9 protein-coding genes are annotated in these 13233 nt (G+C 44.3%); all 9 read left to right on the top strand.

Features of this window, described 5'->3' with window-relative positions:
- Positions 1 to 186 precede the first annotated feature (186 nt).
- The 9 genes from IM473_RS13445 to IM473_RS13405 all read left to right on the top strand — a co-directional run bounded on the left by IM473_RS13445 (position 187) and on the right by IM473_RS13405 (position 13144).
- The gene (locus tag IM473_RS13445; protein WP_287656778.1) at positions 187 to 2244 is read left to right on the top strand and encodes a class I SAM-dependent DNA methyltransferase; all 2058 of its coding nucleotides are present in this window, start codon (positions 187 to 189) and stop codon (positions 2242 to 2244) included.
- A 35-nt stretch (positions 2245 to 2279) separates the two neighbouring features.
- Positions 2280 to 2699 (top strand): endonuclease domain-containing protein, encoded by a 420-nt coding sequence (locus IM473_RS13440; protein ID WP_052275827.1) that lies wholly within the window; start codon positions 2280 to 2282, stop codon positions 2697 to 2699.
- Positions 2700 to 3272: 573 nt separating this feature from the next.
- Complete coding sequence (locus IM473_RS13435; protein ID WP_407069675.1) at positions 3273 to 4370, top strand: restriction endonuclease subunit S; 1098 nt, start codon at positions 3273 to 3275, stop codon at positions 4368 to 4370.
- 85 nt (positions 4371 to 4455) lie between these two features.
- Positions 4456 to 6738 (top strand): type I restriction endonuclease subunit R, encoded by a 2283-nt coding sequence (locus IM473_RS13430; RefSeq protein ID WP_287656775.1) that lies wholly within the window; start codon positions 4456 to 4458, stop codon positions 6736 to 6738.
- The gene (locus tag IM473_RS22755; RefSeq protein ID WP_287656774.1) at positions 6714 to 7670 is read left to right on the top strand and encodes a type I restriction enzyme endonuclease domain-containing protein; all 957 of its coding nucleotides are present in this window, start codon (positions 6714 to 6716) and stop codon (positions 7668 to 7670) included. The genes IM473_RS13430 and IM473_RS22755 overlap by 25 nt, the downstream gene beginning before the upstream one ends.
- A gap of 142 nt (positions 7671 to 7812) precedes the next feature.
- Positions 7813 to 8508 carry a Uma2 family endonuclease gene (locus tag IM473_RS13420; protein ID WP_159253714.1) on the top strand — a complete coding sequence of 232 codons (696 nt, stop codon included), beginning with the start codon at positions 7813 to 7815 and terminating at the stop codon, positions 8506 to 8508.
- Positions 8509 to 8795: 287 nt separating this feature from the next.
- Positions 8796 to 9935: a citrate synthase gene (locus IM473_RS13415; RefSeq protein WP_287656772.1), complete on the top strand. Its 1140-nt coding sequence runs from the start codon at positions 8796 to 8798 to the stop codon at positions 9933 to 9935.
- A 198-nt stretch (positions 9936 to 10133) separates the two neighbouring features.
- A complete protein-coding gene (locus tag IM473_RS13410) occupies positions 10134 to 11876 on the top strand; it encodes an ABC transporter substrate-binding protein (protein ID WP_287656770.1) in 1743 nt (580 codons plus the stop codon).
- Positions 11876 to 13144, top strand: coding sequence for a glycosyltransferase (locus IM473_RS13405; RefSeq protein WP_287656768.1), 1269 nt, complete (start codon positions 11876 to 11878; stop codon positions 13142 to 13144). The genes IM473_RS13410 and IM473_RS13405 overlap by 1 nt, the downstream gene beginning before the upstream one ends.
- Positions 13145 to 13233 lie beyond the last annotated feature (89 nt).

Below are 13233 nucleotides of genomic sequence, written 5' to 3'. Positions count from 1 at the left end.
CTTGCCCCTAGCTCCTTACTCTGGGGCCATAACTCTAGTCTATCGAAAGACCCCTGCCGTTTGTTCTGGGAGAGGAGTTAGGGCAATTAACCATCGCTGCCATTACTTGAGAAAATAGATACTATACCAAACCCCTTAATTTTCCCTTCAGGCTCGACCATCTACCTAATTCTTGAGTAAAATTTCATGGCCCAACTGGACAACATCGAAGCGATCGAAAAAAAGCTCTGGAAAGCGGCCGACACCCTGCGCGCTAATTCTAACTATGCCAGTAACGAGTATTTTCTGCCCGTTATGGGCTTGATTTTCCTCCGTCATGCCTACAGTCGTTTTCTCAAGGTTAAAAGGGAGGTAGAGGCGGATTTACCGAAGCGAGGGGGTAAAACACGCTCCTTAACCAAAGAAGATTTCTTGTGCAAAGGAGCGATCTATCTCCAAGAAAAAGCTCAGTTCGATTTTCTGGTGGCGCTCCCCGATAGCGTCAATCGATCGACCTCCTTAATGGAAGCAATGCTATCGATCGAGGGGGATTATCCACCTTTAGGGGGTATTTTACCGAAAACAGAATACCAAGAACTAGATAACGTGGTATTAGGGAATTTACTACGGATTTTAAACCCAGAAGAGTTAAAAAAAGCCGATGGGGATATTTTCGGGCGAATTTATGAATATTTCCTAACACAATTCGCTAATCTCAAGGCTCACGATAACGGAGAGTTTTTTACTCCCGTTTCTCTAGTATCTTTGATCGCCAATGTTTTAGAACCCGATCACGGATTGGTTTTCGATCCTGCCTGTGGTTCGGGGGGAATGTTTGTCCAGAGCGCACATTTTGTTGAGAGACAGCGCATCAATCCCCAGATGTTAACTTTTAAAGGGTTAGAGAAGAATCCGACCACAATTCGTTTAGCCAAGATGAATCTCGCGGTTCACGGTTTAGAAGGGGATATCCAAAAAGCGATCACCTACTACGAGGATCCGCTGGCATTGGCCGGGAAAGTGGATTATGTGATGGCCAATCCTCCCTTCAACGTGGACGAGGTGGATAGTAAGGTAGATGGTGATGAGCGCTTACCCTTCGGATTGCCGGGGGTTAATAAAAGTAACAAAGTTTCCAACGGTAACTATCTATGGATCAGTTACTTCTACAGCTATCTCAATGATCGAGGAAAAGCCGGTTTTGTCATGTCTTCCCAAGCGTCCAGCGCCGGGAGAGACGAAGGCAAGGTAAGACAGAAGTTAATCGAGACGGGAACGGTGGACATAATGATCGCGATCCGCTCTAACTTTTTCTATACCCGCTCCGTACCCTGCGAGTTGTGGTTTCTCAATCGAGGGAAACCCGCCGAGCTTCAAGATAAGATATTAATGATCGATGCCCGCAATATTTACCGGAAAGTAAACCGGACGATCAACGATTTTAGCCCAGAGCAGTTACAGAATATTCTCTCGATTGTCTGGCTCTATCGGAGCGAATCGAAGCGTTTTATCGATTTGGTCGTCGGTTATTGCCAGAGTATCGATCGAGAGTATCAGGGATCGATCGCTCTTTTACAAAACTATCGCGAGCATCTGGACAAGTTAACCGAGGCCCTAGAGAAATTTTATAATCTCATCGATGAAAAAGACGGAACATGGTTAGAACTCCGAACAGCATCTGAGCTTTTCAAAGATGACATGGATAAATACGCCGGTTTCGCTCCGATTTCCTATAACGCTGATGATTTAGAGACTTTACACGAGGCTGTCCGCTGTTATCACGAATACGGCGAATTTAGTCGGGATCTGGGCAAACAGGCGGATCTGGTGAATAAATTATTAGGTCGAGCGATCGAGCGTGCCGAGAAGGATCTGGGGGCAAGAGATAGTAAACTGTGGTGGAATTCCCGCGAACTCAACACCTTACGCAAAGAAGCCGATACAAACCGTCAGAATGCGATCGAACAGCTTAAATCGCTTCGTGGTTTCTACCGTCACGCTCACTGGCTATTAGAAAGGTTCCCCGATGCCAAGCTGCGGGATGTGGAAGGGTTGGTTAAAGTGGTCGATCGCGAGGAGTTACAGGCGAATGATTGGAGTTTAACCCCCGGACGCTATGTAGGCGTTTCCCCAGAGGAGGAAGATGAGGATTTCGATTTCGAGGAAACGTTACGCGAAATTCATCTGGAGTTAAATGATCTCAACTCCGAGGCGATTCGTTTAGCTGATGAAATTGCGAAGAATTTTGAAGGGTTAGGAATTTAAAAAAGAACTTGGGTATATTTCCTTAAAGGAGACCGATGGAGATAGCGATCGTGTCTAAATTAAAATACGGTGTTTATTTTCTACCCTACAATCCCGATTTAGTCCCTAGAGCCAAGGAAATGCGAAAAAATCCCACACCGACAGAAAAAAAGTTATGGGCTTTTCTCCGACAATTTCCTTTAAAAATGTGGCGACAGCGACCGATCGATCATTTTATCGTTGATTTCTATTGTCCGAAGTTGAAATTAGTGATCGAGGTGGATGGGGAGGTTCATCTTACTCCGGAGGCAATGGCTTATGATGCTAGAAGAACGAAGGTTTTAGAGGGATACGGATTAACGGTGATCCGTTTCACCAATGATGAGGTTAAATACGATTTCGAGGCGGTTTGTGAGAAAATATCGGGGTTTATCTCTTCGCTTCCCGTCTGTACGGAGGTTGATGATCCTCCTTAGTCCTCCTTGAAAGGCTATCCCCCCTAGCCCCCCTTGAAAGGCTATCCCCCCTAGCCCCCCTTTTCAAGGCTATCCCCCCTAGCCCCCCTTTTCAAGGCTATCCCCCCTAGCCCCCCTTTTCAAGGCTATCCCCCCTAGCCCCCCTTTTCAAGGGGGGAACCGGAACCGGAAGGGGAACCGGAACCGGAATCGGAGCGCGGTAGGGGTGCTGGTGGTGAGACGGGCGCTATGGCTGCGTAAGTCCCCCTTGAAAAGCTTGGTAATCCCCCCTAGCCCCCCTTTTCAAGGGGGGAACCGGAACCGGAATCGGAGCGCGGTAGGGGTGCTGGTGGTGAGACGGGCGCTATGGCTGCGTAAGTCCCCCTTGAAAAGGGGGATTTAGGGGGATAAAAAGTCCCGCTTCCCACCAGTGATTCCCAAATTTGGTAAGTTAGAAAAGGTTACATCTGCGGGCGATTTGTTTAGCTGATGAAATTGCTAAGAATTTTGAAGGGTTGGGGATTTAAACTTGTATCGATGGCGAGGTTTTAAATTATGAGATTTCCGTATTTACGCCTAGCGGATTTATGTTCGATGACCACTGGAAAACTTGATTCAAATGCGGCAATACAATATGGAGAGTATCCATTTTTTACTTGTGCTAGAGAAACCTATAAAATCAATAATTACGCATTTGACACCGAGGCCGTTTTATTAGGTGGTAATAATGCTAATGGTATTTTTCCTTTAAAATATTACCATGGGAAGTTTAACGCTTATCAAAGAACTTATATTATTGAATCTCTCGATCAAAACATTTTACTAACAAGATATTTATTCTATGCGTTAAAGCCAGCTTTATCACATTTTCAAAATGCTTCTATTGGAGCAACAACACAGTATTTAACAAAAAGTATATTAGATAATTTTAAAATTAAAGTTCCCGATCTCAATAGCCAAAAAGCAATAGTAAATATCCTCTCCAAATATGATGATTTAATCGAAAATAATCGCCGCCGCATCGAGTTATTAGAACGTTCAGCCCGCTTACTTTACAAGGAATGGTTTGTCCGTTTACGCTTCCCCGGACACGAACACACCCCGATTATCGATGGTATTCCTGAAGGGTGGGAGAAAAGGCCGCTCTCTCAAATCTGTTATGATGTGCGTGATTCGATTAAACCTCAAGATTTATCGCCTGATATGGCTTATATAGGCTTAGAACATATGCCCCGACGCTCGATCGCTTTAAGTGAATGGGGAAATGCGGAAGACTTACAAAGTAATAAATTTAAGTTTAAAAAAGATGACATTATTTTTGGAAAAATAAGACCTTACTTCCATAAAGTTGGCGTTGCTTGTATAGATGGAGTCACATCTTCAGATGCGATTGTTATTCGTTCTTATAATCCTCAAATGTATTACTATTGTCTGATGCTCGTTTCCAGTGATAGATTTATCTCTATTACTTCACAAACAGTTAAAGAAGGCTCTAAAATGCCGAGAGCAAACTGGGAATTTTTATTAAAAAATAAATTTCCAGTTCCTTCTGATGCCTTACTAAAAATTTTCGCCGATACAATTACACCGATTATCGAGCAAATTAAACTATTGGTAATCCAGATTCAAAAACTAAAACAAGCGCGTGACATACTACTTCCGAAACTTATGAATGGAGAGATCGAGGTGTAGAGGCGAAAGAGCGATCGCACCTGTAAAAATCCCTGAAAATTGGCAATATTAATAAAATAAACCACTCCCCTGCACAATCGACCCTATGACCACCGAGGATAAAGTACAACAACTCACCGCCAACTGTCTGCGAGATCAACTTGGTTGGCAGAGTGTCTATGCTTATAATCAAGAGGATTACGGTGAAAACAGCCTGCTCGGACGGCAAAATCAGAAAGAAGTTATCCTCAAACGCTACCTAAAACAGAAATTACGAGAATTTAACCCCAATCTTCCCGAAGAAGCCTATAAATCCGCCATTCTCCAAATCGAAGAAATCAACTCTAGTCAAACCCTTCTGGCCACCAATCAAGAGAAACATCAACTCTTTCTCGATGGAGTACAGGTGAGCTACCGCAACGCCAAAGGAGAGCTAATTAGACAAACCCTAAAAATCCTTGATTTTGACCAACCCATCAATAACCATTTTCTAGCGGTTCGAGAACTGTGGATACAGGGGGAAATCTACCTCCGTCGCACGGATTTGGTAGGTTTTGTTAACGGCATTCCCCTACTCTTCCTAGAAGCGAAAAACCTCAACCGGGACCTAAAAGCGGCCTACGACGAGAATTTATCGGACTATCTTGATACTATCCCCCATCTATTCGCCTATAACGCCTTTGCGATTTTAGTTAATGGCACAGATGCGAAAATAGGTAGTTTCTGCGGCAAATACGAACACTTTCATTCATGGAAACGCCTGGCCGAGAGTGACCCCGGCATTGTCGATATGGAAACCATGCTAAAAGGAGTCTGCGATAAAAATAACTTTATCGATCTGTTAGAAAATTATATCCTTTTCGATAACTCCACTGGCAAAACCTGCAAGATTATCGCCCGAAATCACCAGTTTCTAGGGGTTAACCAAGCGATCGATTCTGTGAAAAGATGGCGGGAGGGTGCGATAAAAGATAACAAACTTGGGGTTTTCTGGCATACCCAAGGCTCCGGAAAAAGCTACTCTATGGTTTTTTTCACCCGCAAAATTCGCCGTAAACTAGGCGCAAACTATACCTTTGTTATCTGTACCGATCGCGAAGATCTAGATAAACAGATCTACGATACCTTCGCTGGTTCCGGATTGACCAATAACGAGCAAGAACTCTGCCAAGCTTCCAGTAACGAACACTTGCAGAGTCTTCTGGGAGACCATAAAGCCTATATTTTCACCCTCATCCAGAAATTCAACCAAACCGTCAATCCCGACCAACCCTACAACTCCCGAAACGATATCATCATTATCAGCGACGAAGCCCACCGAACCCAGTACGGAACCCTAGCCAGCAACCTCCGGGCTGCACTTCCGGGCGCTGGTTTTATCGGTTTTACCGGCACCCCTCTAGTCAGCAACGACGAGATCACTAAACGCTATTTCGGGGATTATGTCTCCACCTACGACTTCCAGAGAGCGGTCGAGGATAAAGCCACCGTTCCCCTCTACTATGATGCAAGGGGTGATAAACTCTCGATCGCCGTCAACGACCTCAACGAACAGATCGCCGCCAAAATCGAAGAGTTAGAGATCGAAAATGTCGAGATAGAAGACCGTTTAGAAAGGGAATTAAGAAGGGATTACTATATCCTGACGGCCTCGAAGCGGTTGGATGCGCTGGCCCGTGATTTCGTTGAACATTACAGCACCGCTTGGGAAACAGGCAAAGCCATGGTGATTTGTATCGACAAGCTCACCTGTGTCAAGCTGCATCATCTGATCGATCGTTACTGGAGCGAAAAAATCCAACAACTGAAAAAAGACCTCAAAAAAATTACCGATGACCAAGAGGAAAACTATCGTCAGCGTCAGATTCAATGGATGGAAGCAACCCTGACGGCCGTGATCGTCAGCGAGGAACAGGGAGAGATCGACAAATTCCAGAAACACGGGTTAGATATTACCAGCCATCGCAGTGTGATCAAAAATGGCTTTCAACTGGCGGACGGTAAAAGAATCAGCCCAGAAAATGCCTTTAAACAAGCCGATCACCCCTTTCGGATCGCCATCGTCTGCGCCATGTGGTTGACCGGTTTCGATGTTCCCTCCCTCTCCACCCTCTACCTCGATAAACCCCTGAAAGCTCATACGCTCATGCAAGCGATCGCTCGTGCTAACCGGGTTAACGAGGGCAAAACCAACGGTTTAATCGTGGATTACTGCGGAATCCTCAGAAATCTCCGTCAAGCTCTCGCCGATCTCGCCCAAATTTCCGATCAGGGACGCGGCGAAGACCATCTTAGTCTCGACCCCACGAAACCGCAAGAAAATTTACTGGATGAATTGGCCCGATCGAGGCAGTTAAAGAATTTTTGGGGGAAAGTAACGCATCCCTAGACGCGCTCCTCGAATATAAAATACCTAGTTTTGCCTTCAATAAAGCTATTAACGACGCGAAAGAAGCGATCAATCGAAGTGATCAGGCCCGACAAAATTTTGGACTCCTCTCTCAAGAGGTCTTCCATCTTTTTAAGGCCTGTCTTAATCAGCCATCGGTTAATCACTACCGTCCGGCTCACGACACGATTAAACTTATCTATAAATGCATTCAAGGTGATCGGGAGAAAATAGACATCGGGGAAATTCTCTTGGAAATGCGATCGGTAATCGACGGGGCGATCGATGTAACCACCGAAGCGAGGGCCGATGATACGCCACTGTACAACATCAGTAAAATCAACTTCGAGCGTCTGAAACAGGAATTCGCCAATAGCGATCGTAAGAATACCACCGTCCAAACTCTCAAAAACGCCATCGAAAACCGTCTCCGAACAATGCTCGAGCAGAATCTGCAACGGACGAACTTTCAAGAGCATTACGAGCGGATCATCGCTGATTATAATTTCGAGAAGGATCGGGTGGCGATCGAACAGACCTTCGAGGCCTTATTAGAATTTATTCAGGAACTCGATCAAGAGTCCCAACGGGCGGTTAGCGAGGGATTAGACGAGGAATCCCTGGCCCTGTTCGACCTTTTAACCAAAGAGAATCTATCACCGCAAGACATTGAAAAAATTAAACAGATCGCCACGCAGCTTTTGAAAACCCTAAAACAAGAGAAACTAAAGATCGATCGTTGGCCAGATAAAGAATCCAGTCGGGCGGAGGTTAAAACTACTATTCACAACTTTTTATACAGCGATGATACTGGTTTACCCGTCGATCTCTACACGGAAGAAGAAGTGGAAGAAAAAACCGAAGAAGTCTTCCGTCACATCCGGCGAGTTTATCCGAGTCTGCCTTCGCCTTATTACAGGTCGGCTGCCTAGATTCTGGACTGTCCATATTTCGCTTTTCCGAAGTTGCTGATTTTATATCTGATAATCATCACCGTCCCTAAATATTTGCTCCGATTTTTTGTAGTAAAGTTATACTATTAAGGAAGCAAAGACGAAATTCTAGGGTTAAGCAATGGTTAGACAACTCGACGACAGCCCGAAAACCACAATCGTCTATCCCGATAGCGATGGTAAACCGATGGCCGACAATACAAGACAATTTCGCTGGATTACGACGATTAAAGCGAATTTAGACTGGTTATTTGCCAATAATGCCGATGTTTTTGTCGCCGGTGATTTACTCTGGTATCCCGTGGAGGGAGATAATAAGACTCGACAAGCACCCGATGTCATGGTAGCTTTTGGCAGACCGAAAGGGGAAAGGGGTTCCTATCAACAGTGGAAAGAGAACAATATCCCCCCGCAAGTGGTTTTTGAAATTCTCTCTCCGGGTAATACTCAAACGGAAATGACCAGAAAACTACTGTTTTATGACCGTTATGGCGTGGAAGAATACTACATTTATAATCCCGATAAAAATGATTTGGGTGGCTGTATTCGTCGGGAAAATCGGCTCGAAAGTCTGGAAAATCTCGATAATTGGGTAAGTCCTCGCTTGGGCATCCGTTTTCAATTAGCCCAACCAGAGTTACTCTTGTATTATCCCGATGGTCAACCTTTCACCAGTTACAACCAAGAACGACAACGGGCCGAAACGGAACGACAACGGGCCGAAACGGAACGACAACGGGCTGAAGTGGAACGACAACGGGCCGAAAGGTTAGCGGCAAAACTGCGGGAGTTAAATATTAATCCCGAAGAAACTTAAAAAAATTATCGATTGATGGAGTCGATCGAGATAGTCTCGATACAATGAAAGTAGATAAATATCAAGTCCACTAGCTAGAGTCGGAACGGTAAGCCCAGAAAAAATGCGATCGGGCAGGGTTGACTAAATCGACGAAGCAATCGCTAAATAGGGGTAATTTCCGTCCACTTCTCCCCAATCCTGAACGGGAGAGGCAGAACCGAAAATTTTCTATAAAATTTCGGTAAGGGTGGAAAGATCAAGTAAGTTAGCGTTAGGGCTTAATCTTCGCCACGGAAAGTAGAACTATGACAGTTTGTGAATATCGGCCAGGTTTAGAAGGAATTCCCGCCGCCCAATCGAGTATCAGCTTTGTGGATGGGCAAAAGGGAATCTTAGAGTATCGGGGCATTCGGATTGAGGAACTCGCCGAAAAAAGTACCTTCCTCGAAACCGCCTATCTCCTTATCTGGGGTGTTCTGCCCACGGGGGCGGAACTGGAAGGATTTGCCGATGAAATCCGTTATCATCGACGCATCAAGTACCGTATCGAAGACATGATGAAATGCTTCCCCGAAAAAGGCCATCCCATGGATGCGCTACAAACTTCGGCGGCGGCTTTAGGGTTATACTATGCCCGTCGGGCTTTGGATAATCCCGAATATATCCGTCAGGCAGTGGTGCGGTTATTAGCGAAAATCCCCACCATGGTGGCGGCGTTTCAATTAATTCGCAAAGGTAATCATCCCATTCAGCCCAACGATAGTCTTGATTATGCGGCCAATTTCCTCTATATGTTGACGGAAAGACGACCGACGGATTTAGCGGCGAAGGTTTTCGATGTCTGTTTGACTCTCCACGCCGAACATACCATGAATGCCTCGACTTTTTCGGCCATGGTGACGGCTTCCACTTTAACCGACCCCTACGGTGTCATCGCTTCAGCAGTGGGAACTCTCGCCGGCCCCCTCCACGGTGGGGCAAACGAGGAAGTATTGTTAATGTTAGAGGAAATCGGTTCGGTGGCTAATGTTCGTCCCTATGTGGAAAAATGTATCGCCAATAAACAAAAAGTTATGGGTTTTGGACACCGGGTATATAAAGTTAAGGATCCCCGGGCGACGATTTTACAAAATCTTGCCGAACAATTATTCGCGGAATTAGGTTCCGATGAATACTACGATATCGCCCTAGAGTTAGAACAAGCAGTGGTGGATATCTACGGCGAAAGAGGTATCTATCCTAATGTGGATTTCTATTCGGGATTGGTTTATCGGAAATTAGGCATTCCCAATGATTTATTTACCCCGATTTTTGCCATCTCCCGGGTGGCTGGTTGGTTGGCCCACTGGAAAGAACAATTAAATGCTAACCGCATTTTCCGTCCTACCCAAATCTACACCGGAGAACACGAAGTCCCCTATACACCGATCGAACAACGTTCTTAGATTTTATCTCATATTCTTGATGGAAACACGGTTTCTCGCCTTTGTCAATCTTTCCTAGGCGAGATTTTTTGTCTCATTTCCTGTTATATTGATGGGGCAAGGAAACAGTCCAGCGGCTTTCAGCTTGGTCAGTTTCGGTGTATATAGCAAGACAAGGTCTTTACTTCTAGATAGTCGGACAGAAAAATATTAAAGATTATGGTGAAATTTTGGCAGGGATTAACGGTATTTTTAATTTCTTGTTTATTGCTGATTTCCCTAACTGCTTGTGGTAATCAAGTTAGACGCAATCAAGTGGTCATATCGGTATTAAGTGACCCAAAAACCTTTAATGCTGTTTTATCGGCCGAATCCCCGAATATTTTTGGGTTAACCTACGAAGGACTATTAACAGAAAATCCCATTACTGGCAAAAAAGAACCGGTCTTAGCAGAATCTTGGACAATTTCCGATGATAATTTGAGCATTATTTTTACTATGAGAGAGGGTTTAAAATGGTCAGATGGTCAACCCTTAACCGTTGATGATGTGGTTTTTACCTATAAAGACTTATATCTAAATCCTGATATTCCCAACAACTACCGCGATAGTTTAAGAATAGGATTAAAAAAAGAATTTCCAGTTATCACTAAACTAGATAATCGCCGAATCGAATTTAAACTCCCCGAACCTTTTGCTCCTTTTTTAGATGCTGTCAGTTCACCGATTTTACCTAAACACGCTTTAGAAAAAACTATTCAGAAAAAAAGCCCCGATGGTAGGTTAGAATTTCTCTCCACTTGGGGGTTAGATACTCCTCCTGATAAAATTGTTTTTAATGGTGCTTATAAACTAAAAGAATATATCACGGGACAAAGGATTATTTTTGAGAATAACCCTTACTATTGGAAAAAAGATGACCAGGGACAACAATTACCCCATATAACTTCAGTAATTTGGGCAATTGTTGAATCTCAGGACACAACTTTACTACAATTTCGCTCGGGAAGTTTAGATTCTATTGGGGTAACTCCCGAATTTTTCTCCCTCTTAAAAACTGAAGAAGAAAGAGGAAATTTCACTATTTTTAATGGGGGACCTGCCTACGGAACCCAATTTATCGGTTTTAATCTCAACCAAGGAAAACGCGACGGAAAACCCCTAGTAGAGCCAATTAAATCCAGGTGGTTTAATAACTTAAATTTCCGTCAAGCTATTGCCTACGGCATTAATCGTCAAAGAATGATTGATGATATCTATCGAGGATTGGGAGAAGCACAAAATTCTTTTCTTTCTATCCAATCGCCTTTTTACGATAAAAACCTGAAAGGTTACAATTACAATCCCGAAAAAGCCAAAGAATTATTATTAGAGGCGGGATTTAAGTATAATAGTGATAATCTCCTAGTCGATGCCGATAATAATCCCGTTAGATTTAACCTGATTACTAATGCAGGTAACAAAATCCGGGAAGCAATTGGCGCACAAATTAAAAATGATTTAGCCGCAATAGGAATTCAAGTGGATTTTCAAGCGATCGCTTTTAGTAATTTAGTTGATAAACTAAGTAATAGTCTAGATTGGGAAGCACATATTTTAGGTTTTACCGGCGATAATGAACCCCACGCCCCCAATATTTGGTATGTAGATGGAAATCTCCACGCTTTTAACCAACAACCTCAACCCGGCAGCCCGCCGATTCAAGGCTGGCAAGCGGCGGATTGGGAGAAAAAAATCGCCGATTTATACGTCAAAGGTTCCCAAGAATTAGACTTTGAGAAGCGCAAAGTTATCTATAATGAAATTCAACAACTTCAACAGGAATACGTCCCGTTTATTTATCTAGTTAATCCCCTCGCTTTGGGGGCCGTGCGTAACTGCTTTGAAGGAATACAATTCTCCGCCTTGGGTGGTGCATTCTGGAATCTAGAAGAATTAAAGAAAACCTGTGGAGGTGTTTAATGACTCATTTTGGTTTCCTCTGTCCTACAACTTCTGGACATATTTATTCTCTCCTACCTTTAGGAAAAGAATTACAAAAACGCGGTCATAAAGTTACCTGTTTTTTAACTCTTGATGGTGAAGAAATGGTGCAAGCAGCCGGCTTAGATTTTCAGGCAATTGCACCCGACCAATATCCGAAAGGCACATCAGCCAAAAATTTAGCCGAAATTGGTCAATTACGGGGAACAGCCGCCGTCCGACGCACGGTAGAATTAGTAACTGATTCTACAGCGACCCTCTTTGAAACTATCCCTCAAGAGATGCGTCGCTTGGGAATTGATGCCCTAATTGTCGATCAAGTCTCCCCCTCAGGGGGTACAATCGCAGAAAAATTGGCTATTCCCTTTATCAGTTTTTGTTCGGCATTGGTTTTAAATCGCGATCCGCTTATTCCGCCCTTTATGACTACTTGGGACTATAATCCCTCATTTATCGGGGTTATTCGCAATAAAATTGGCTATAAACTCCTTGACTCTTTGACTCGTCCCCTGAATGAGTTAATCAACCAGCAGCGTCAAGAATGGGGGTTAATTCCCTATCAAAACATCAATCAACGCTATTCCCCCCTTGCCCAAATTAGCCAACAACCTGCCGAATTTGAGTTTCCTCGGCAAAATTTACCCGCTCACTTCCACTTTACCGGCCCCTTTCACGATTCCTCCACCAGAAAACCGATTCCTTTTCCCTACGAAAAATTAACCGGACAACCCTTGATTTATGCTTCCCTTGGTACAATTCAAACTCGCCTACAATCGACTTTTAATGCGATCGCCGAAGCCTGTGCCGATTTGCCGGTACAATTAGTTTTATCCTTGGGCAACACCGACTCTAACATTCAAATAACAACCAAAAACGCCCTAGTTGTTCCCTACGCTCCCCAATTAGAGCTTTTAACTAGAGCCTCTCTTACTATCACCCCCGCAGGCTTAAATACTACCCTAGAATCCCTTGCCCAAGCTGTACCGATGGTGGCCATTCCCATCGCTAACGACCAACCGGGGGTATCTGCTCGGATAAAATGGTCGGGGACAGGGGAAGTGATTCCGATTTCCCGTCTAGAAGTTCCCCGTTTACGAAAGGCGATTGAAAAGGTCTTATCCGTCCCCAGTTACCGAGAAAATGCCCTGAGAATGCAAAAAGCACTACAGAAGACTGGAGGAGTGAAAATGGCCGCCGATATTGTCGAAAAAGCCATTTCTACCGGCCAACCCGTCCTATCGGTATAATAACCAGGGTCTGCTAAAAAAGTTTTTCCTGGGGACAGGGTGTGACCAACTATCTGCATCATAACCGATAGTGTATGCTGCCGTTCCCT

Source organism: Microcystis sp. M015S2 (assembly GCF_020245945.1).
In the GTDB taxonomy this organism is placed as follows: Bacteria; Cyanobacteriota; Cyanobacteriia; order Cyanobacteriales; family Microcystaceae; genus Microcystis.
This window is presented reverse-complemented; position numbering and strand designations above follow the sequence as displayed.

Excerpts from the sequence above, each read along its gene's own strand:
- IM473_RS13445 (WP_287656778.1), top strand. The coding sequence starts at position 187 with ATGGCCCAACTGGACAACATCGAAGCGATCGAAAAAAAGCTCTGGAAA.
- IM473_RS13440 (WP_052275827.1), top strand. The coding sequence starts at position 2,280 with ATGGAGATAGCGATCGTGTCTAAATTAAAATACGGTGTTTATTTTCTA.
- IM473_RS13435 (WP_407069675.1), top strand. The coding sequence starts at position 3,273 with ATGACCACTGGAAAACTTGATTCAAATGCGGCAATACAATATGGAGAG.
- IM473_RS13430 (WP_287656775.1), top strand. The coding sequence starts at position 4,456 with ATGACCACCGAGGATAAAGTACAACAACTCACCGCCAACTGTCTGCGA.
- IM473_RS13420 (WP_159253714.1), top strand. The coding sequence starts at position 7,813 with ATGGTTAGACAACTCGACGACAGCCCGAAAACCACAATCGTCTATCCC.
- IM473_RS13415 (WP_287656772.1), top strand. The coding sequence starts at position 8,796 with ATGACAGTTTGTGAATATCGGCCAGGTTTAGAAGGAATTCCCGCCGCC.
- IM473_RS13410 (WP_287656770.1), top strand. The coding sequence starts at position 10,134 with ATGGTGAAATTTTGGCAGGGATTAACGGTATTTTTAATTTCTTGTTTA.
- IM473_RS13405 (WP_287656768.1), top strand. The coding sequence starts at position 11,876 with ATGACTCATTTTGGTTTCCTCTGTCCTACAACTTCTGGACATATTTAT.